The 20226-nt window shown below is 66.9% G+C and carries 14 protein-coding genes; 9 read left to right on the top strand and 5 right to left on the bottom strand.

Translation table 11 applies throughout. The features are described from left to right. The first annotated feature begins 15 nt into the window (after window positions 1–15). Window positions 16–693 carry an LpqN/LpqT family lipoprotein gene (locus JO059_RS07500; protein ID WP_293315460.1) on the top strand — a complete coding sequence of 226 codons (678 nt, stop codon included), beginning with the start codon at window positions 16–18 and terminating at the stop codon, window positions 691–693. A 101-nt stretch (window positions 694–794) separates the two neighbouring features. Beyond that, the gene (locus JO059_RS07495) at window positions 795–1277 is read left to right on the top strand and encodes a hypothetical protein (RefSeq protein WP_293315459.1); all 483 of its coding nucleotides are present in this window, start codon (window positions 795–797) and stop codon (window positions 1275–1277) included. A gap of 50 nt (window positions 1278–1327) precedes the next feature. Here JO059_RS07495 and JO059_RS07490 read toward each other — a convergent pair whose 3' ends face one another. Together JO059_RS07490 and galT are read right to left on the bottom strand one after the other, a co-directional pair. After that, window positions 1328–2416, bottom strand: coding sequence for a galactokinase (locus JO059_RS07490; RefSeq protein ID WP_293315458.1), 1089 nt, complete (start codon window positions 2414–2416; stop codon window positions 1328–1330). After that, window positions 2413–3507: a galactose-1-phosphate uridylyltransferase gene (galT, locus tag JO059_RS07485; RefSeq protein ID WP_293315457.1), complete on the bottom strand. Its 1095-nt coding sequence runs from the start codon at window positions 3505–3507 to the stop codon at window positions 2413–2415. Before galT ends, JO059_RS07490 begins: the two co-directional genes overlap by 4 nt. A 146-nt stretch (window positions 3508–3653) precedes the next feature. Here galT and JO059_RS07480 point away from each other — a divergent pair, with 146 nt between their 5' ends. Beyond that, a complete protein-coding gene (locus JO059_RS07480) occupies window positions 3654–5798 on the top strand; it encodes an FUSC family protein (RefSeq protein WP_293315480.1) in 2145 nt (714 codons plus the stop codon). 129 nt (window positions 5799–5927) lie between these two features. Here JO059_RS07480 and JO059_RS07475 read toward each other — a convergent pair whose 3' ends face one another. Next, window positions 5928–6329: a hypothetical protein gene (locus JO059_RS07475; protein WP_293315456.1), complete on the bottom strand. Its 402-nt coding sequence runs from the start codon at window positions 6327–6329 to the stop codon at window positions 5928–5930. Window positions 6330–6615: 286 nt separating this feature from the next. After that, window positions 6616–8058, bottom strand: coding sequence for an amidase (locus JO059_RS07470; protein ID WP_293315455.1), 1443 nt, complete (start codon window positions 8056–8058; stop codon window positions 6616–6618). A gap of 140 nt (window positions 8059–8198) precedes the next feature. Here JO059_RS07470 and JO059_RS07465 point away from each other — a divergent pair, with 140 nt between their 5' ends. From JO059_RS07465 to JO059_RS07455, 3 genes are all read left to right on the top strand, one after another. Beyond that, window positions 8199–9500 carry a hypothetical protein gene (locus tag JO059_RS07465; protein ID WP_293315454.1) on the top strand — a complete coding sequence of 434 codons (1302 nt, stop codon included), beginning with the start codon at window positions 8199–8201 and terminating at the stop codon, window positions 9498–9500. Window positions 9501–9648: 148 nt separating this feature from the next. After that, window positions 9649–10047: a metalloregulator ArsR/SmtB family transcription factor gene (locus JO059_RS07460; protein ID WP_293315453.1), complete on the top strand. Its 399-nt coding sequence runs from the start codon at window positions 9649–9651 to the stop codon at window positions 10045–10047. Then, window positions 10044–11069: a cation diffusion facilitator family transporter gene (locus tag JO059_RS07455; RefSeq protein ID WP_293315452.1), complete on the top strand. Its 1026-nt coding sequence runs from the start codon at window positions 10044–10046 to the stop codon at window positions 11067–11069. Before JO059_RS07460 ends, JO059_RS07455 begins: the two co-directional genes overlap by 4 nt. A 7-nt stretch (window positions 11070–11076) precedes the next feature. On the opposite strand, the gene JO059_RS07450 is transcribed toward JO059_RS07455, so the two are convergent. Further along, entirely contained in the window at window positions 11077–12369 is a 1293-nt protein-coding gene (locus JO059_RS07450) for a divalent metal cation transporter (RefSeq protein ID WP_293315451.1), read from the bottom strand. A gap of 203 nt (window positions 12370–12572) precedes the next feature. Here JO059_RS07450 and JO059_RS07445 point away from each other — a divergent pair, with 203 nt between their 5' ends. The 3 genes from JO059_RS07445 to JO059_RS07435 form a co-directional block, all read left to right on the top strand. Then, entirely contained in the window at window positions 12573–12833 is a 261-nt protein-coding gene (locus JO059_RS07445) for a hypothetical protein (protein WP_293315450.1), read from the top strand. Window positions 12834–13350: 517 nt separating this feature from the next. Continuing rightward, the gene (locus JO059_RS07440; RefSeq protein ID WP_293315449.1) at window positions 13351–15528 is read left to right on the top strand and encodes a molybdopterin oxidoreductase family protein; all 2178 of its coding nucleotides are present in this window, start codon (window positions 13351–13353) and stop codon (window positions 15526–15528) included. A 246-nt stretch (window positions 15529–15774) separates the two neighbouring features. Further along, a partial coding sequence (locus JO059_RS07435) for a protein kinase (RefSeq protein WP_293315448.1) occupies window positions 15775–20226 on the top strand: 4452 nt, incomplete at its 3' end.

The following is a 20226-nucleotide window of genomic DNA, read 5'->3' as shown; positions in this document are numbered from 1 at the left end:
CGGGAGATTTGATTGATGAAACACTTGACAGCAGCAACTGTTACCTTGACGCTCGTTTTTGCGCTGGTAGGTTGCGGCTCGAACAAAACGTCGAGCTCGACCTCGACCTCGACCTCCACGTCAACCTCAACATCGACCTCGACCAAGACTTCCGCGGCCGGCCCGACGCCGGGCGCGCAGGGCGGTCCGACGATCGCCGACTACATCCGCGACAGCGGAATCAGTGAGACTCCCGTCCGTCACGGCGATCCCGGTCCCAACGTCGACCTGCCGGTGCCGGCGGGCTGGCAGATCAACCAGAACGCCAATACGTCTTACGGCGGCATCATTTTCTCGCAGCCGGCGAATCCCGCAGACCCACCCACCATCTCGGCGCTTCTTTCGAAACTCACCGGCAACGTCGACCAGGCCAAGATCATCCAGTACGCCCCCAACGAGATCTTGGGTCTTCCCGGCTACCAGGGCTCGGGTAACGGCCGGGCCTCGACGCTCAGCGGCTTTCAGGCCTGGCAGCTGAGCGGCACCTACCTGAAGGACGGCCAAACTCGGGCCGTCGCGCAGAAGACGGTCGTGATTCCCAGCCAGGGTGCGGTGTTCGTGCTTCAGCTCAACGCCGACTCGCTGCAGAGCGATCAAGGCGTCTTGATGGACGCCGCGAACGTCATCGACGACCAAACCAAGATCACGCCCTGATCCGCGACAAGCAGGCGCACCGGGCCGCGGGGAATGCACCGCCCCACGGCGCGGTTGCGCAATCGCTGCACCGGCGACCCTGATTGGCTTACGGTGGTTTCATGACAGCACAGCCGTACGCGATCGACGCCGGCCATCCGCCGTCGGCGCTGCTGCGTTTCGTCAATCCGGCGTTGGGCTTCCTGCTGCGCACCCCGCTCGCCGGTCCGGCGCGCAAACAGCTCATGGTGCTTCGCTTCACCGGGCGAAAGACAGGCCGGGAGTACACGATTCCGGTGAGTGCCCACGTCATCGATCAGGAGCTCTATGCGCTGGCCAGCGCCCCGTGGAAGCAGAACTTCCGCAACGGCGCGCCGGCCCAGGTTGTCTACGACGGCAAGACCACCGCCATGCGCGGCGAGCTCATCGGCGACCGCGAAATTGTCTCCGACCTGTACCATCGCTGCGCCGAGTCGTATGGCGTCGCGCGCGCCCAACGCATGATGGGATTGAAGTTTCGCGACCAGCGGATACCGACGCGGGAGGAGTTCAAAGAGGCGGTTGACCGGATGCACCTGGGCGCGGTGAAGTTCACTGCGGCCTGAGGTCACCTGCGCCACATGAGCACCGGGAGCCGACCGGCGGCGAAGCTCAGTCACGCGGGGCCGGCGCCCTCGGCCGCACGGGTCCGGGTGATGATCGGCCGCGGATGGCCCGCGGCCAGGACCGTCCGCCGCACCTCTTCGGCCACGGCGTCGGCCCGGCCGTCGGGCACCAACGCGATCACACAACCACCGAAGCCGCCGCCGGTCATCCGGGCGCCGAACGCGCCCGCGCGGACCGCGGTGTCGGCGATCAGATCGATGTGCTCGGTAGTGATTTGGAAGTCGTCGCGCATAGAGACGTGTGAGTGGGTGAAGATCTGGCCGGCCTCGACGAAGTTCGAATCACGAATCGCTGCAACGAAATCCAGCACCCGGCCGTTCTCCGTCAGAACGTGGCGCGCGCGGCGGGCATCGATGGTGCTTTGGACTGCGTCCAAGTCCGCGCGCCCGCGATCCCAGATTTCACGCAGCGATGACCCTTGCAAATCGGCGGCGGCGCGTTCACACGATTTGCGGCGGACGGCGTACTCGCCGCCGACGTGCTGGTGCCTGGCGCGGGAGTCGATCAGCAGCAGCGCGACACCGGAGGCGTCGGGGTCGAACCCCACAGGCACGACGCTGAGATCCCGAAAGTCGATCAGCAGCGCCGTCGAGGGTTCCCCGAACAACGATGCCAGCTGGTCGAGCAAACCCGTTGGGGCCCCGACGTACTCGTTTTCGGCCCGCTGGGCCATCCGCGCCTGCTCCTTCGCGTCGATGCGCATTCCGGCGGCCGTCGCGATCGCGCCCAGCACCGCGCATTCCAACGCCGCCGACGACGACAGCCCCGACCCCATCTCCACGTCGCTGGTGATCGACATGGTGCCGCCCGGTATCGGTTGACCGGTTTGACGCAGGGACCACACCACCCCGGCGAGGTAGGCGGCCCAGCCGGTCACCTGTCCGGGAACCGTCGCGAGCGGAAACCGCACCACGCCCTGCGCACGGTTGCTGTACGCGGTGATCGCATCTGAGCGGTCGGGCGCGAAGGTCACCATGGTGCGCTGCGGCAATGCGATCGGCAGCGCGAAGCCCAGGTTGTAGTCGGTGTGCTCCCCGATCAGGTTGATCCGCCCCGGCGCGGCGTACCGTACGGTCATCCGAGTTCCCGCAGTCGCCGGGCGACGCTTTCGGGTGTGACGTCGCTGATGAATGCGTCCATCGCCGATTCCGAGGCCGCCAGATACTTGAGCTTGGTGGCGCTGCGCCGGATCGAAAGCAACTCGACGTGGAAGTAACCGTCGGCCTGGGCGTCGGTGGCGGCGAACTGGTGCAGCGCCGAAATGTAGGGCAGCGCAGCGGAATACATCCGGTCGAACCGTCGCAGCACGTCCAGGTAAATCTCGGCAAATCCGTGCAGCTCTTCCGCGTTCAGCTCGGTGAGATTGTGCACGAACCTGTTCGGGTAGATGTGCACCTCGACGGGCCAGCGCGCCGCGAACGGCACGAAGGCGGTGAACAGGTCGCTGCGCGCGATGACGCGGCTGCCGTCGGCGACCTCGCGCGCCAATAGGTCGGCAAAGAGGTTGCCGCCGTAGCGGATTCGATGTTCCCGGGCCTGCCCCAGCATGGCGGCGGTCCGTGGCGTCAGATACGGGTAGCCGTAGATCTGACCGTGCGGGTGCGTCAACGTCACCCCGATTTCCTCTCCGCGGTTTTCGAAGCAGAACACCTGCTCGATGCCCGGTGCGGCCAGCAGGTCGGCGGTGCGGTGGCGCCACGCCTCGATGACGAGCCGGGCCTGCGCGGGCCGCAACTGAGCGAACGAGCCGGTGTGTTCGCTGGAAAAGCAGATCACCTCGGTGCGGCCGTGCCCGGGCGCCGACACGAAGCCGTCACCTGCGGACGCGAGCGCCGCCGCCGGTATTCGACGATCTGCGCCGGACAGGCTGGGGAACCGGTTTTCGAAAACGACGACGTCGTAGTCGGGGGCGGGCACCTCGCTGGTCACTCCGGTCGGACCGGGACACAGCGGGCACAGGCCGGCGGGCGGCTTGTAGGTGCGGTCTTGGCGCAGCGCCGCGATGATGACCCACTGCCCCGTCGACTGGTCGTACCGCAGCTGTGAGGCGTGCGGGTCGCGCGCCGGCAGCGGCCTGCGATCTTCGACCGGTGCCGGACAATGCCCCGGCAACGCGAAGAAGAGCAGGTCACGGCCGTCGGCCAGCTTCACCCGCGTCGGCGCTGTCACGCTGTCGAAGACTAGCTTGGTCGCTGCGGCGCAGTTCGGGTAACCATCTGTGTCGAGCCGGCGAAAGGACGTCCGCGATAACTGATCTCTACGAAAGAGTGCGCAACTGGTGGATTGGGTCCGATCCCGGACTGCTTCGGCTGCGCATGGCGACCCGGACGACGGCCGCGCTTGGTTGTTCCCTGCTGATCATGTATGTGGTGACCAGAGCGACGCGGCAGCCCCTGACGGTCGCGTTGCTCGGTGTGGTCATCGCGATGGTCGCGTCCCGCTCCGTCGACGAGCCCGACCCAAAACGGCAACGGATCACCATGGGGCTGCTGCCCGTGCCCGCCGCCCTGGCCATCACCACCGCCGCCCTGCTGTCAAAGCACACGGTGGCCAGCGAGGTCGCCTTCGTGATGATCGCTTTCGCCGCGGCTTACGCCCGCCGATTCGGGACCCGCGGCCGGGCGCTGGGCATGGTCGCGTTCATGGCCTATTTCTTCACCTTGTATCTGCGAGCCACCGCTTCGGAGTTGCCCTGGCTGATCCTGGCGGTTGTCGTGGGGACGGTGTGCACCCTGGTGATCAGCAGCTACCTGCTGCCCGACCGGCCCGAACGCGTGCTGCGCGCAACCATTCGGGCGCTGCGGGCACGCATGGCCATCGTGGTGGACACCACGGCCGAAGCGGTCCGCACGGGTCACCTCGACGAACGCCGGCGTCGCCGAATGCGAGCACGCACCATCCGGCTCAACGAGGCCGCCCTCATGGTGCAAGGCCAGATCGAAGACAAAGCGGACCCAGCCGTGCTGTGGCCCGGGGTGACCAGCGAACACCTGGCCCCATGGCTGTTCGACGCCGAACTCGCCATCGAATGGGTCGGGACGGCGGGTCGACGAGCGGCGGCCCTCGACGGCGAGATACCGGCCGACACCCGCGCCGAACTCGTTGCGGCGCTGACCGAGCTCGCGCGGGCGATCCGGCTGCCGCGGGCCGGCGTGCTCGAGCGGGTGGCGAGCCGGGCCCGACGGATTCTCGACCGCCCGGCCACGGAGTCAGCGGCCACCGCCGACGGCACCACCGCCGTTCGCCGCCTTGCCCTGGCGATCGTCAACGCCTCGACGGCGACCGCGGAAGTTCGGGCGATCGTTGAGGGCGCCGCCGCCGGGAAGGCCGCCGACCTGGCCAGTGGCGAGCGCGCTTCACCCGGAACGCGCGTGGACGGTGACGCCGGCGAGGATCAGCGGCAAGGCCTGCGGCCGACCACCCGGCAGGCCATCCAGGTGTCCGTCGCGGCGTCGCTGGCCATCGTGGCCGGTGAGTTGGTGTCACCGGCCCGCTGGTATTGGGCCGTGATCGCGGCGTTCGTGATCTTTGCCGGCACCAATTCCTGGGGCGAGACTCTGACCAAAGGGTGGCAACGGCTGCTGGGCACCCTGCTCGGCGTGCCCTGCGGCATGCTGGTGGCGACGCTGGTCGCCGGCGACACCGCCGCGTCGCTGGTCGCCATCTTCGTGTGTCTTTTCTGCGCCTTCTATTTCATGACGGTCACCTACAGCCTGATGACCTTCTGGATCACCGCGATGCTGGCGCTGCTGTACGGCCTTATCGGTCAGTTCTCCCTCGGCGTGTTGATGCTACGCATCGAGGAGACCGCGATCGGTGCCGTCATCGGGGTCGCCGTTGCCATCCTGGTGCTGCCGACGCACACCCGAATCGCCATCAGGGAAGACAGCCGTGCCTTTTTGACCGCCTTGTCCGTGCTGATCGAGGTCTCTGCCGCGGCGATGTTCGATGAGCACGAGACCCGCAGTCCCACGGAGCAGGCGCGCCAGCTCGACCGAGCGCTGCAGCAATTCCGGACGAGCGCCAAGCCGCAGTTGGCCGGGGTCGCCGGCCTCGCCGGCCGGCGAAGCATTCGGCGTGCGTTACGAATATTCGGGGCCTGCGATCGGTATGGGCGCAGCCTGGCACGCAGCAGCGAGCAGTACCGGGATCCGGGCGGGAGCGAACAGCTGGCGGATGCGTTCGCGTCGGCGGCAGCGCAGACTCGAGGCAACGTGGACGCGCTGATCGCCGTGATCGACGGCGCCGACGGGGTGATCGTCAACTCGACGACCGACGAGCTCGACATGGTCGAGTGCCTGGCCCGGCATCGGGACGGCGAGGACGAATCCGGGCCCGACACCCGCAGATTGCTGACCGCGGTGCACGCGCTTCGGCAGATTGAACGTGCGGTCGTCACCGCGGCCACCAACCTCGGCGCGCGTGACGGCCCGCGGTTGCCCAGTGCGGCGGTGCGGTGAGAGCTCGGGCGTCGTCAACACCAAGGCGGCCATGACGATACCGACCGGGACGCGTGCAGACGGTCCGGTAGCCGGGCCGCCGCGCCACACCCACGCTGGAACCAGCAGCATGCTGCGATGGTGCGCTTCCTAGAGCCCGGGCAGACAGGAGGGGAAGTAGCACGGCTGATTGGGCCCCTGCGACTTCCCGAGAAGAACAGCTAGATGGCCAAGCGATGGCAACAGGATGGCGTCCACCCGGGCCTTCTGATCCTGAGGCAGGTTGCGACTGGCCAAATCGACGTTGGTGGCCAGCTGCTGCAGCCCGGCGATCCGCTGGTTTCGCTGCGCCGGGCTGAGACTGTCCCAGCTGGCGTCCAGGTCGGCGATCTGGCGCTGCAGCTCGTCCGCCTCCGCCATCGGGTCGCCCAGCGGAGCGGGGGGCGGCCGCAGCGGGTAGTCGTGGGTCGGCGCGGGCGGCGATAAGACCTCGGCCCGCACTGGACCGGCTGCCAGCAGAGCGCCGGCCAACAGGACCGCTTCGAATATCACAATGATTCTCGTCGGGAGATAAGAGATTCTCGTTGGGAGATAAGACATTTCGTGCTCCTAGGGCGCAAACACACAGATGATCCGTGCGCTGGCCGTCCTCCCGTGTACGGAAGACGGGAGGTGGCGGCGGTGGCGGCGGTCCATCGACGATGTTGTCGGGGCGCTGGCGACAACCCGCTTCAGGGTGTGGACGGTGTCCATGTCGACCAGCCTGCCCCCCGACGCTTGCCGAATTTTCGCTGAATCCTTACGAAACTTTTGCGCCGGCGTTGTCCGCCGGGTGGCGTCAAGGGATTGGCGGGTGATCGGATGACCAGGGGTGGGCCGATTCCAGTTGCGCCGCAACGCGTATGAGCACGTCCTCGCGCCCATACGCCGCGACGAGCTGAACGCCGATCGGCAGCCCCTGGGCATTATGGTGCAGAGGCAGGTTGATCGCCGGCTGGCCGCTGATGTTGAACGGCGGCGTGAATGCCGCGAACTCACCGGCGCGGCGCATCGGCGCCGTCGGATGCTGGGGATCGTTCTCGAATTCAGTTAGCGGCAATGGTGGTTCGGCCACCGTCGGCGTGAGCAACAGATCCCATCCGTCGGCCCACCACTGCTGCAGCGCGCGCCGAAACGCCCAACCCGCCGCTTGCGCCGCCGCGTAGTCGACGGCGGTCAACCGCCGGGCGCGCTCGACGTGCACCCAGTTGACCGGCTCGATGTCGTCGGCGGTCAGCTCGCGGCCGAGCGTCTCACCGAATTCGCGCGCCGCCAGCCCCAGCTGGGTCGCCCACAGTGTCATGAACTTCTCGACCAGCGTGGTGTCGGCGAGGCACGCCGGCCACACCGGTTCCACGAGGTGTCCCAGCCCCTCGAGCATCGAGGCCGCGGCCCGCACCGCCGTGACGCAGTCCTCGTGCAGGAAGCCGCCGCGCGGGTGGACGTCGAGCAGCCCGATACGCAGGTGACCCGGGTCGGCGCCGATTTCCTCGATGTAGGCCCGCCGCGGGGCCGGGGCGATCACGCTGTCGCCGACGCCGGGACCGCGCACCGCGTCGAGCAACCTCACCGTGTCACGCAGCGTGCGGCTGACGCACAGTTCGACGCCCAAGCCGACCTCGGCGCGCCTCGGGCCGACGGTGATGCGCCCCTGACTGGGCTTGAGCCCCACCAGGCCGCAGCACGACGCGGGAATGCGAATGCTGCCGCCGCCGTCCGAGGCGTTGGCGAACGGGACCATGCCGGCGGCCACCGCGGCGGCGGCGCCGCCGCTTGACCCACCCGGCGTCCGATCCAGCGCCCAGGGATTGCGGGTGGCACCCCAGGCCAGCGGCTGCGTGGTCGGCAAGCTGCCCATCTCGGGGCTGTTCGTCCGACCGGCGATCACCAACCCGGCTGCCTTGAATCTGGCCACCAGCGTCGTGTCGGCGGTATCGATCTTGCGCGCGTTCTTCAACGCGACGTTCCCGTTCGACAAGGTCTGACCGGCGTAACTGGTGTACAGGTCCTTGAGCAGGAACGGTACGCCGCGAAACGGGCCCGCGGGCAGATCCGGGCCGGCGGCCACCCAACGGGCATGCTCGAACCACTCGATGACCACGGCGTTCAACGACTGGTTCGATTGCCCGATCCGCTCGATCGCCGCCTCCAGGAGTTCGCTCGGCGTGACGTCGCCCTTGGCCACCAGCTCCGCCTGATCGGTGGCGTCCATCCAGCGCGTTTCTTCGGCAAGGCGGCTCATGGCATTGGTGTACCACTTGAGCTGCCCAAGTCGCGGTCGTTTCGAGGCGGCCCTACCCTCGTCGATTAGCGCACATAACGGGGGGATTTTCGATGGGTGGGAGCCGGGAGCGAACTGCGCCCAAGCACAGGGCTGCCCTGATGGCGTCGGTCGTCTGCCTGGCCGTCGCCTCCTGTTCGGAAACCGTTGCTCCGCCCGCGGCCACACCCACCACCTCGACGTCTACCGCGACGACCACCGCCAGTTCGGCTCCCCCGCCGCTCCCGGTAACGGGCCCCTTGGAGAAGGACTGGAAGAGCTACGGCGGCACCGCCTACTTCGGTTGCCCGGACAAATTCACACTCCGCAAGACCGCGCTGGAGGACATCCGGCCCAAGGTGTTCGACACGAAAACCGGGCAATACGGGGTGCCAGGCATCCCGGCTGTCCCTGCCGGGGAAAACCTGACGGGTGGCATCTGTGCGCTGACCGGCAGTGGCGACGACATAAAAGTCGTCTACGTGGTCACAACCGTCCGACCGGCGCAAGGGCCGCAACCGGAAGTCACCAGGACCGCCGGATATGTTTTCGATTTCAAGACGAGCCAGCCGCTGGTGACCAAGGAGCTGCAACCACCGACCCCTGACCTGAAGCTGACCGCGCCGAACGAATGGGGGCTCGCCGCAACGACATCGGGCGTGGCATGGGTCAACGCTTTCACCGACGGGCGTAGCCCCACGTCGGCGCCCCGGACCGTCATGCTTTCCAGTTCCGATCTGTCGATCATGTGGAGCGACCCGCAGCCGGCCCGCGTCTGGCAGGACGTCCTTGCATTTCAACGGAATACGGATATCGCCAAGACGTCGGGCGCGGAGCTGCGCCGCCCGAACGGGGAATCGATCTATCAGGACAACGACATATCGAGCGTCGATGCCGAATTGTCCGACGGTTCCGACAAATTGGTGAAGATCACGCGCTCGGATCCGTCCAACCCCACCGTGGTGTCAACCACGTTCTACGACCTGAACGCGAAGGCCGTCATCAAGATCGGCGACTCGGACAAGATTTCCGGCGGCAGTCTTTCGGCCACCCTCTCGGACGGCAAGCTGTTCATCGACGGTCGCAACTCGGAGAACTCACAGTTCGGGTTCGGGGTGTTGAACCTTCGGACGCAAAAGTGGGATTTATTGAAGTCCCGCGACGACGCGACGAAGATGTCGATCTCCAAATTGGCGTTCTTCGAGGACCACCTGTACATCACCAACGTCGGCAAGACGTTTGCCGTACTCGCCCTACCGGCTACCGATCCGATCTCGACGAGCTGGTCCGTGCGGCCCTTCGCGCGGATCACGGGCTGGACGCTGGTGTGCCGCGGGGAGAACGCCGCGGCGTTGAACGGCGAGTGCAGGGAAATCGTGATGGTCCAAGACCGGGACGGCCATTTCCCGGGTCCCTGGTTTTGATTGACTTTCTCGTTGGTTCGTCAAATCGGTGCTCGCCAGCCGCGTCAACCGCACCAGTACACCTCTGTACCGCGGAAGCAGCTCGTTCGGATCATCGGTCGCCTGCTCAGGAGTGGTCCGGATGGCGCCGGTCTTCTACTATCTAAGTATGGATGCAGGTAGGCAGGCATACTCGATTGACGATGATCAGGTGGGGCTGGTGGTCGAGGTCTTTCGTATGCTGGCCGACCCCACCCGGGTGCGGCTGCTATGGACACTCATCGACGGTGAACTGTCGGTCAACCAATTGGCCGACCGCATCGGCAAACCCGCACCATCGGTGTCGCAGCACCTCGCGAAGCTGCGGATGGCGCGGCTGGTCCGAACCCGCCGCGCCGGAACCACCATCTTCTACAGCCTGGAAAACGAGCATGTCCAGCGACTGGTCGTGGACGCCGTGTGCAACGCCGAACACGCCGGTCCCGGCGTCCCGGCTCACCACGCCGACGCCGATGTCCCGGTGCTGTCGAGCAATCGGAACCGGCCGCCAAAGACGGGGCAGCGATGAGCCAGACGACCCACCACCAGCACCCCGAACAGCACCACAACCACGGGCATGCTCATGGCCATATTCACCAGCACCCCAAGGGAATTCGCGGTGTCATCGCGCAGATTTTCACCCCGCACAGCCACGACGCTTCCGATAGCGTGGACGCCGCACTGGAAACCAGCGCGGTCGGCATCCGCGCGGTGAAAATCGGCCTCGTCGGCCTGGGGGCGACCGCAGCGGTGCAGGTTGTCATCGCCCTCGTCTCCGGATCGATTGCCTTGGCCGCCGACACCATCCACAACTTCTCAGACGCACTGACCGCTGTCCCGCTGTGGATCGCGTTCGCGTTGGGCCGCCGTGCGGCCACCCGGCGGTACACCTACGGCTACGGCCGCGCCGAAGACCTCGCCGGCTTGTTCGTCATCGGCATGATCACGCTTTCGGCCATCGTCGCCGGCTATGAAGCCATCCGGCGGCTGATCCACCCGGTCAGCATCGAGCACATCGGCTGGGTCGCCGCCGCGGGCCTGATCGGCTTCGTCGGCAACGAGGTCGTCGCGATCTACCGGATTCGGACCGGCCGCCGCATCGGTTCGGCCGCGCTGATCGCCGACGGCCTACACGCGCGCACCGACGGATTCACCTCGCTGGCAGTGCTTTTCGGGGCGGGCGGCGTCGCCCTCGGCTACCCGTTGGCCGACCCGATCGTCGGCCTGATCATCACGGTCGCGATCCTGGCGGTGCTGCGCGGCGCCGTGCGCGACATCTTCCGCCGACTGATGGACGCCGTGGACCCCGTGCTGGTCGACACCGCCGAAGCATCGCTGGCCGCCCGGCCCGGCGTCCGCAATGTCCGCAGCATCCGGATGCGGTGGATCGGCCATCGCCTGCACGCCGACGCCGAACTCGACATCGACCCGGACACCAGCCTCGAGGACGCCCACCGCATTGCACACGACGCGGAGCACGAACTCACTCACGCCGTGCCCAGACTCAACAGCGCGCTGGTTCACGCCTACCCGGCGCACAACCGCGGGTGATGTTCGTTCAGGTCCACCCGAGCGCCTGCGGCACCATGTACAGCCCGAAACCCATGACGACCAGACACAGGACACGGGCGACGTGTTTGCGCAGTCCGCGCATGCGCCATTGCTCGGGCAGCGCCCGGGCTTCCAGCGCCAGCAGCAGGCCCAACACGATGGGCAGCAGCAACGCGTTCATCACCTCGACGTCCACGGCAAGGTTCACCAGGTCGACGCTGAGCAGGACCAGCGCGGCGCCGATGACGTGGGCGAGTCCGTAGGTGATGTAGAACTTGGCGGTGGCGCGGTTGGGCCGCTGGTTGAGGGTATGTCGCCACCCGAAGACCTCGGAGAGTCCCCACGCTCCGGCGAGCGACGCGACGATCGCGGCGACCAGCGCCGCCCCGAGCATCCCGAGTCCAAACAAGACGGTGCCGCCGACGCGGCCCAGATACGGTGTCAGCGCACCGGCAATCTCGCCGACGGTGTTCAAGGTCTTCTCGCCGTTGTGCGCCCCGACCGTCGACGCCGTGGTGACGACCACGGCGATCATGATCAACTGGGTCAGCACCGCGCCCGTGGCGGTATCGTGGCGAGCCTGGCGGATCGTGGCCACCGACAGGTGCTTATCGACCACCGCGCCCTGCTGATAGAACACCATCCAGGGCATGATGACCGCGCCGACGTTGGCCGCGACGAGCAGCAGGTACGACGAATTGCCCAGCGGCATCGACTTCAGGCCGTCGATGAAGGCGTGCGGGTCGGGGCGCGACATCACCATGGCCACCAGAAACGCCAGTTCGGCCGCGCCGACGGCCAGGCCGATGCGCTCGACGCGCCGGTAACTTCCGGTCAACGCCAAACCCAACAGTGCCGCGGTCGCGATCGGGATGCTGACCCAGCGCGAGACACCGAAGAGCTCCCCGACCCCGGCGACGCCAGCGAACTCCGTCAGCAACGCGCCGATCGCCGACGCGAACAACGTAAATGCGGAGATCCACGCCCAGAAACGCCCGAACCGCTCCCTGATCAGCGCGCCGTGGCCCTTTCCGGTGACGATGCCCAGCCGAACCGTCATTTCCTGCACGACGTAGAGGATTGGCATCAAGATCAGCTGCGGCAGGACCATGCGATAGCCCCACTGAGCACCGGACTGCGACGCGGTGATGAGCGATCCGGCGTCGGTGTCGGCCAGCATCACCACCAGACCGGGGCCCCACACCGCCAGCAGTCCCCACCGCAGGAACCGGCCGCGGCGTGATACCGATTCGGGGGACTCCTCGGACTGGTCCGCCACGCGTGCGGTTGTATCGGTCACCTTCGACCAACTCCTTCATGCGACGACAGCGCTTCGCCAAACCCGACCCGTGGATATTAAACTAAGGCTTGCCTAATCGACATGGATAAGGGGAACTGGCCGAGGTTGCAGACGAAAGTCCCACGTCAGTCACTGCTCAGGACTACGTTGACCGTACGAACACAAGCGCGAGAACCGCAAAGTGGCGGAAGGCAGGCTGAGCGATGAAGAAAGCAATTGGAGCGGCCGTGGCCGCTGTGGCGATGGCGGTAGGCCCGGTGGTCGTGGCGCCGATGGCGCATGCCGATGTGTGCGCCGGCGCGGACGGTCGCCACATCGCTGTCGGCGGATGCAGCGACGTTGCCGGGCGTGTGGCGACGGGTGCCGCCATAGCGGCGGCGACCGACCCGTACTGGCCCGGCCAAGTGCCGTGCTACACGGTCGAAGGGGTGCCGTACTACACGCCCGACGGCGACCCTTGCTGATATCTGAAAGACCTTCGGCGACTTCGTGCTTCGCCCCGCGAGCAAGCGGACCGCTGCACAGTCGGCGGTGAGTGCGCGGCTGGCCGCACACTCGGCAAGCCAGGAACAAGTCGGCGTTAGGGCTTAAGCAACTTTCGGGCCGCGCCATGACACGTGCGCCGGAGCGGGTTCCTGGTCAGCACGCCCATCCAATGCGGGGCGAAGACGGCGGACAGGGGCAATCCCCGCATCTTTTCGCTCCCAACGGCGCTCGAGTGCGCGGTAGCTCCATGAGATCGCCGCCGCGACGGCGAATGCTATGGCCAAGACGGCCAGAAAGTCCCCGAAGGCCATGGCCACGATGATGCCGGCGAGGACCCAGAAGGCGGCGGCCTCCACATAGTGGTTGCCATGGTGTCCGTTGATCGTCCTCGCGTACCGCATGTTGGGTGGAACGCGTGATCGATTGAAAGTCTGCCCAATGTGGGCCGATGGTGACCCATTTCACTGCGGCGCCTCCCGGGTATAGCCTTTGACGATGACGGAAGCGCGCACCGTATCAAGCGCCTGCACTTTGTGTGAAGCACTTTGCGGAATTCAGGTCACCGTCCAAGACCGCGAGGTCCTTGCGATCAAGCCCGATCCCGACGATCCGCTTTCGCACGGCCACATCTGCCCGAAAGCCGTGGCGCTGCAAGACATCTACACCGACCCCGACCGTCTCCGCCGCCCCGTGCGCCGAACCGCCGACGGCTGGCGGGAGATGGAGTGGGACGAGGCCTTCGAGTTCGTGACGGATCGGCTGGCCGGCATTCGCAAGCGCCACGGACGTGACGCCGTCGGTGTCTACATCGGCAACCCGACCGTGCACAGTCTGGGAGGAGTCACCCACGCCTTACCCTTCGCGGACCTCCTGAATACCCGTAATCGGTTCTCGGCCACGTCGGTGGACCAGCTGCCACACCAGTTCGTCAACTGGCAACTGTTCGGCCATCAGTTCCGCTTCCCCATCCCCGACATCGACCGCACCCAATACTTCCTCATGTTCGGCGCCAATCCGATGGCGTCCAACGGCAGCATCATGACGGCGCCGGGCTTCGCCGGTCGCGTCAAGGACTTGCAGGCCCGCGGCGGCAAGCTCGTGCTATTCGACCCGCGCCGCAACGAAACAGCGCGCATCGCCGACGAACATCACTTCATTCGCCCGGGCACCGACGCCGCCGTGCTGCTGGCGATGGTGAACGTGCTGTTGACCGAGGGTCTCGCGCGTCCCGCCGATTACGTCGACAACGTCGATCAATTGCGTTCTCTGATAGGAGAATTCACGCCGGAACACGCGGCCGCGGCGTCCGGTGTGCCGGCCGAAACGATCCGCCGGATCGCGCGCGAATTCGCCGGCGCGCGCGCCGCCGTTGCGTACGGTCGCACCGGCGTCTCCACCCAGCAGTTCGGGGCCCTGGCCCAGTGGGCGATTCAATTGCTCAACATCCTCACCGGCAACCTGGACCGGGCCGGCGGCGCGATGTTCACGACGCCCGCGGCCGACGTGACAAAAGGACTCAGCGCCGGGCATTACGACGCGTGGCGTAGCCGCGTGCGCGGACTGCCGGAATTCGCGGGGGAACTTCCCGTCTCGGTGCTGGCCGAGGAGATCGAGACCGAGGGCGACGGGCAGATCCGGGCCCTGGTCACGGTGGCCGGCAACCCGGTCCTGTCCACCCCGGATGGGGCCACCGTGGACCGCGCGCTCGCCAAGCTGGACTTCATGGTGTCCGTGGACATTTACATCAACGAGACCACTCGGCACGCGGACGTCATCCTGCCGCCCACGGTCGCACTGGAGCGAGACCATTACGACCTCGTGTTCCATTTCGTCGCGGTGCACAACACGGCGCGGTTCAACCCTGCCGTGTTTCCACGCTCGCGCGACGCGCGGCACGACTGGGAGATCTTCCGCGGACTGGGAATTCGCTACGCCCGCAAGACCGCCCTTGGTGGTGGACCGCCACGCAAACGTCTGGCCGCGGCCGCGAAAGTGGCCTCGTTGCTACTCACCCCGACCCAGCTCGTCGACGTCCTGTTGCGAACGGGGCGACACCGCATCTCGTTGAAGAAGCTAAGGCGTTCTCCGCACGGTCTGGACCTCGGTCCCCTTCAACCGTCGCTTCCCGGCGCGTTGGCGACCAAGAACAAGCGGATCGACCTGATCCCGAAGCTGCTCGTCGACGATCTGCCGCGCCTGGAACAGGCGATTGCCAACCGCGCCGACGGTCTCGTCCTCGTCGGGCGTCGGCACCTGCGGAGCAACAACTCCTGGATGCACAACAGCCAGCGACTCGTCAAAGGAAAGCCGCGTCACCAGCTGTTGATGAATCCGGCCGACCTGGCGCAGCGGGGCCTGGCGGATGGCAGCCGGGTGCGGGTCAGTGCGCGCGCGGGCTCGGTGGACGTGGAGGTCGTCGCAAGCGACGACATGATGCCCGGCGTGGTGTCGTTGCCGCACGGGTGGGGACATCAGTACCCCGGTGTGCAGCTGTCGGTCGCCACCAGGACGCCGGGGGTCAGCGCCAACGACCTCACCGATCGCGGATTGGTCGACGAACGTTGCGGGACAGCGGCGCTCAACGGCGTCCCGGTGGCGGTCACGGCGGCGCCGGGGCACACGGATGGGTGTCCAAGTGAACCTGCCGCGCAGCTAGCCGATCAGCGCCCTTGATCGGCTGAGGATCACCGAATCGCGCCGTTGATCTCCGGCGTGTCGATATCACCGCGCAAATCCATGGCTTGAGCTTTCGGCAAGCTCCACCAAATTTTTCTCAAAAAACAATAATCTGACTCGACGAAGCCGGGGCACACCCAACATATGCATGAAACGCGGGATGCTTCATTGTCGACAAATTGACGGCCAACGGGGAGACGAGTTCGGTGGTGCGCAGGGCAAACAGGCTGGGAGCGTAGCCACTTGGAACCGCGGGAGTTCGGTCGATACCGATTGTTCGAGCTGATCGGCCAGGGCTCAATGGGCCACGTCTACAAGGCTCACGACACCGTGATGGGACGTGACGTGGCGATCAAAGTGTTGCCTGCTGATCGGGTCGACGAACCGGGTTTTCGCGAGCGATTCAGCCGGGAGGCTCTGATCACTGCGCGGTTGAACGAACCGCACATCATCCCCATCCACGACACGGGCGAAATCGACGGCCAGTTGTACCTGGTGATGCCCGTCATCAACGGGGTCGATGTCGAAACCGCGCTCAAGCGAGACGGTCCCATGGCTGCGGCGCGGGCCGTCCGGGTGATCGAACAGATCGCAGCCGCCCTGGACGCCGCCCACGCCCACGGCCTGGTGCACCGCGACGTCAAGCCATCCAACGCCTTGATCACCGATCACGGCTTCGTCTACCTGATCGATTTCGGTATCGCCCAGGACCCCTCGGCCTCAAAGTTGACTGCTGAGAGCCGCACCGTCGGCACGTGGGCCTACATGGCCCCCGAACGCCTGACGACGGATGTCGTCGATGGCCGCGCCGATGTCTATGCGCTGGCATGTCTGCTCTACGAATGCCTCACCGGCGAATGGCCATTCTCCGGTGACCGTGTGGCACTACAAATGACGGCGCACCTTACTGCGCCGCCGCCGCGGCCGAGTGAGAAACAATCCGCCGTGCCGGTCGGATTCGACGATGTGATTGCCCGCGGCATGGCGAAAGAGCCCGACCAACGCTACAAGAGCGCCGGTGAGCTGGCGGTTGCGGCATACGCCGCGCTGGCGACACCGTTGCCCGGCCGGCCGGCCGGCACCGAAGACCACAGCCAGGGCGCCCCATCGACCCCACGGATCGTGGTGGCGACGTCACCGGGAACGTTCCCACTCCCGGGACTAGAGGGAGTGCAACGCGACGGCATCGGGGCGGCCTCGTTCCCATGGCCACCGCCGTCGCAGCCGGACCGGCCGCCCTACCTCGGATGGGAGCCCTTCCAGCCGATCGACGCAGGCATCTTCTTCGGTCGGGACGCCGAACTGGCGCGGGCGATGGACGCCCTGCGCGGCATGCGTGATGGCGACGAGACGTTGTTCGTCGTGCTGGGCGCGTCGGGAGCCGGCAAGTCGTGTTTCCTGCGCGCAGGCGTCGTGCCGCGCCTGCAGAGGGATGCACGCAGCTATCTCGTGCTGGACATCGTCCGCCCCGCCCTCAAGGCGCTCACCGGCGCCTCCGGTCTGGCACAGGCGATTTGCACCACGCGGCAACGAGTCGGCCTGACCGCGCCGCCGTTGGGTGAGATCAAGGAAGCATGCACGCGCGGTGACGCCGCGAGGCTGCGGACCTGGCTCGTGGAATGCCGAGATGCGGCCACCGGGGAACTGCAAGACGCGGCCACCGACAGTGGGCCTCGAACCATCGTTTTGCCGCTGGATCAGGCCGAGGAACTGTTCAGCAGCGACGCCGGCGTGGAGGCCACCGGGTTCTTGGAGCTCATCCGGGATCTGGCGCTCGGCGCGAACGGCCAGGACAGGATCCCGTTGATCGTGGCGACTACCATCCGCACCGACCGCTACGAGCTGATGCAGACCGCGCGACCGCTTGCCGGGCTGCAGACCAAGCAGTTCGACCTTCGGCCGATGGATTCGACCCAGTTCTACAGCGTGATCACCGGACCGGCGCAGCGCTCGACTGACGGCGGGCGCCCGCTGTACTTCGACGAGGGACTTGTGCGCGACCTGCTGGCCGACGCCACCGGCGGCGCGGATACCCTTCCGCTGCTGTCACTGACCCTGGCATGGCTTTACCGCGACTACGGGTCGACTGGGCGGCTCACGGTCAAGCCCTATGCCGAGCGGGGTGGGATCGGCGGCGTCGTCCAAGCCGAGATCCGCGAGCTATTGTCATCGAAACCTACCGAGCAGGCCGAGCAACTGAAACGACTGCGGGCCGCGTTCATCCCATGGCTGGCCACCATCAATCCGGACAACGATCAGCCGATGCGCCGCCTGGCCCGCTGGGACGATCTGCCCGACGACAGTCGCCCGCTGTTGGAGCGATTCGTGGACCGCAGGTTGCTGATCAAAGACGTCCGCGACGGAGTCGTCGTCGTCGAAGTCGCATTGGAAAGCCTGCTGCGCCAATGGGAAGAGCTGGCGGGCTGGCTTGCAGACGAGCGCGAAGACCTCAAGGCCGCCGACGCCCTCGAACGCAGCGCCGCCGAGTGGGACAAAAAGCAGCGTGATGACGCCTGGCTGCTCCGGGGCCCCCGGCTGGCGGCCGCCGAGAACCTGGCCGTCAAACCCGGATTCCGCGAGCGCCTCGAGCACACCCGTGACTACCTGCTCGCCTCGCGACAGTGCGAAAACGAGCGGGCCGAGCTCGAAAAGCAACGCCAGGAAGCCGAACTCGAGGCCGCCAAGAAACTCGCCGCCGCGGAGGCTCAAGCGCGCGAGCAGGCTCAGGAAAGCGCCGCGGCACTTCGACAGCGGTCTCGCGTCCTGCGCGGCGTGCTCGCCGTTACGTGCGTGATCGCCGTCATCGCCGTCGTGGCTGCCGTCACGGCAGTGGTCATGTCCAACCGCGCTGCCCGTCAGGCGCGCGCCGCACTGGCCGCCGAACTCGATGCCCAAGCCGCAGCGGTGTTTTCCGGAACCATTGCCGACAGCAACATTCGCGCACTCGCCGCGACCCTGGCTGCGCAACGGTTGCGTTCCGACCCGGCCGTCAGCCGCAGCCCTCTCTACACCGCCACCGCAGCGCTGAACACCACTCGCATCATCGTCCCCACCAAAGCGCCCGTTGGCACCGTGGCGGTGAGCCCCGACGGCCACACGTTGGCATCCGGTAGCGCCGACGGCACCATCCAGTTATGGAACGTCACCGACCCGGCCCACCCTGGCCCACTGGGCCAACCCCTCCAGGGACACGGCGCCAGTGTGGCCAGTGTGGCCTTCGCCCCCGACGGTCGCACCCTGGCCTCGGGCAGCGACGACGGCACCATCCGATTGTGGAATCTCACCGACCCGGCCCACCCGGGCCCACTGGGCGAACCATTTCGAGGCGACGCCGGCCGCATACAAACGGTGGCGTTCAGCCCCGACGGACACACCCTGGCCTGCGGGAGCGACGATGACACCGTGCGGCTGTGGAACGTCGCAGACCCGGCGCACCCCGGCCGACTCAGCCAATCCCTACAGGGCCATGCCGCCGGCGTGGCAAGTTTGGCGTTCAGCCCCGACGGTCAGACCCTGGCCTCCGGTAGCGGCGACGGCAACATCCGGTTGTGGAATCTCACCGACCCGGGGCGCCCCGGCCCGCTGGGCCCACCGCTTCAGGGCCACGGCGCCAGCGTGGCAAGTCTGGCGTTCAGCCAAGACGGCCACGTCCTGGCGTCCGGCAGCGGTGACGGCACCGTCCGGCTATGGAATCTCACCGACCCGGCACACGCTGCCCAAACCCTCCGGGGGCACACCGACCGCGTAGAAACCGTCGCGTTCAGCGCCGACGGGCACACGCTTGCCTCCGGCAGCCACGATGACACCGTGCGACTCTGGGACGTCACCGACCCGGTTCACCCCGGGCCGTTGGGCGAGCCCCTCACGGGCCACAGCGGAACGGTGTGGAGTGTCGCGTTCAGCCCCGATGGGCACACCCTGGCGTCCGGCAGCCACGATGGCACCATCCGGTTATGGAGCCTCGACACCGTGCTGCCCCTCCGGGGGCACACCGGCGCCGTAGAGAGCGTGGCGTTCAGTCCTGACGGGCATACCTTGGCCTCCGGAAGTGATGACGCCACCATCCAGCTGTGGGATCTCACCGACCCAACGCACCCGCGACAGCTCGGCCAACCCCTGCACAGCCAAACGACTAGTTTGGAGAGCCTTGCGTTCAGCCCCGACGGCCACATCCTGGCCTGCGGCAGTGACGACGCCACCATCCACCTGTGGGATCTCACCGACCCGGCGCAGCCGCGACAGCTCGGCCAACCGTTGCGCAGCCACACCGGCGCGGTGGAGAGCGTGGCGTTCAGCCCCGACGGCCGCACCCTGGCCTCCGGAAGTGCCGACGCCACCATCCAGTTGTGGGATCTGGCCGACTTGACCCGCCCGCGACAGCTGGGCCAAGCGCTGCACAGCCACACCCGTGGCGTGGAGACCGTGGCATTCAGTCCTGACGGCCGCACGCTGGCCTCCGGAAGTGAGGACGCCACCATCCGGTTGTGGAGTCTCACCGACCCTGCACAGCCGCGGCAGCTAGGGCAACCCTTGACCGGCTATGAAAGCGCCATCCTCAGCGTGGCCTTCAGTCCCGATGGACGCGTGCTCGCCTCCGGCAGCGGCGATAACACGGTGCTGTTGTGGAACCTCAGCGACTCGGCGCACCCGAAGCCGCTGGGTCAGCCCCTGAACGGGCATACGGGCGACGTGCTG

The sequence above is a fragment of the Mycobacterium sp. genome, from assembly GCF_019247615.1.
Lineage (GTDB): Bacteria > Actinomycetota > Actinomycetes > Mycobacteriales > Mycobacteriaceae > Mycobacterium.
This window is presented reverse-complemented; position numbering and strand designations above follow the sequence as displayed.

Excerpts from the sequence above, each read along its gene's own strand:
- JO059_RS07495 (WP_293315459.1), top strand. The coding sequence starts at position 795 with ATGACAGCACAGCCGTACGCGATCGACGCCGGCCATCCGCCGTCGGCG.
- JO059_RS07440 (WP_293315449.1), top strand. The coding sequence starts at position 13,351 with ATGACGGAAGCGCGCACCGTATCAAGCGCCTGCACTTTGTGTGAAGCA.
- JO059_RS07490 (WP_293315458.1), bottom strand. The coding sequence starts at position 2,416 with ATGACCGTACGGTACGCCGCGCCGGGGCGGATCAACCTGATCGGGGAG.
- JO059_RS07465 (WP_293315454.1), top strand. The coding sequence starts at position 8,199 with ATGGCGTCGGTCGTCTGCCTGGCCGTCGCCTCCTGTTCGGAAACCGTT.
- JO059_RS07445 (WP_293315450.1), top strand. The coding sequence starts at position 12,573 with ATGAAGAAAGCAATTGGAGCGGCCGTGGCCGCTGTGGCGATGGCGGTA.
- JO059_RS07500 (WP_293315460.1), top strand. The coding sequence starts at position 16 with ATGAAACACTTGACAGCAGCAACTGTTACCTTGACGCTCGTTTTTGCG.
- JO059_RS07480 (WP_293315480.1), top strand. The coding sequence starts at position 3,654 with ATGGCGACCCGGACGACGGCCGCGCTTGGTTGTTCCCTGCTGATCATG.
- JO059_RS07470 (WP_293315455.1), bottom strand. The coding sequence starts at position 8,058 with ATGAGCCGCCTTGCCGAAGAAACGCGCTGGATGGACGCCACCGATCAG.
- JO059_RS07455 (WP_293315452.1), top strand. The coding sequence starts at position 10,044 with ATGAGCCAGACGACCCACCACCAGCACCCCGAACAGCACCACAACCAC.
- JO059_RS07460 (WP_293315453.1), top strand. The coding sequence starts at position 9,649 with ATGGATGCAGGTAGGCAGGCATACTCGATTGACGATGATCAGGTGGGG.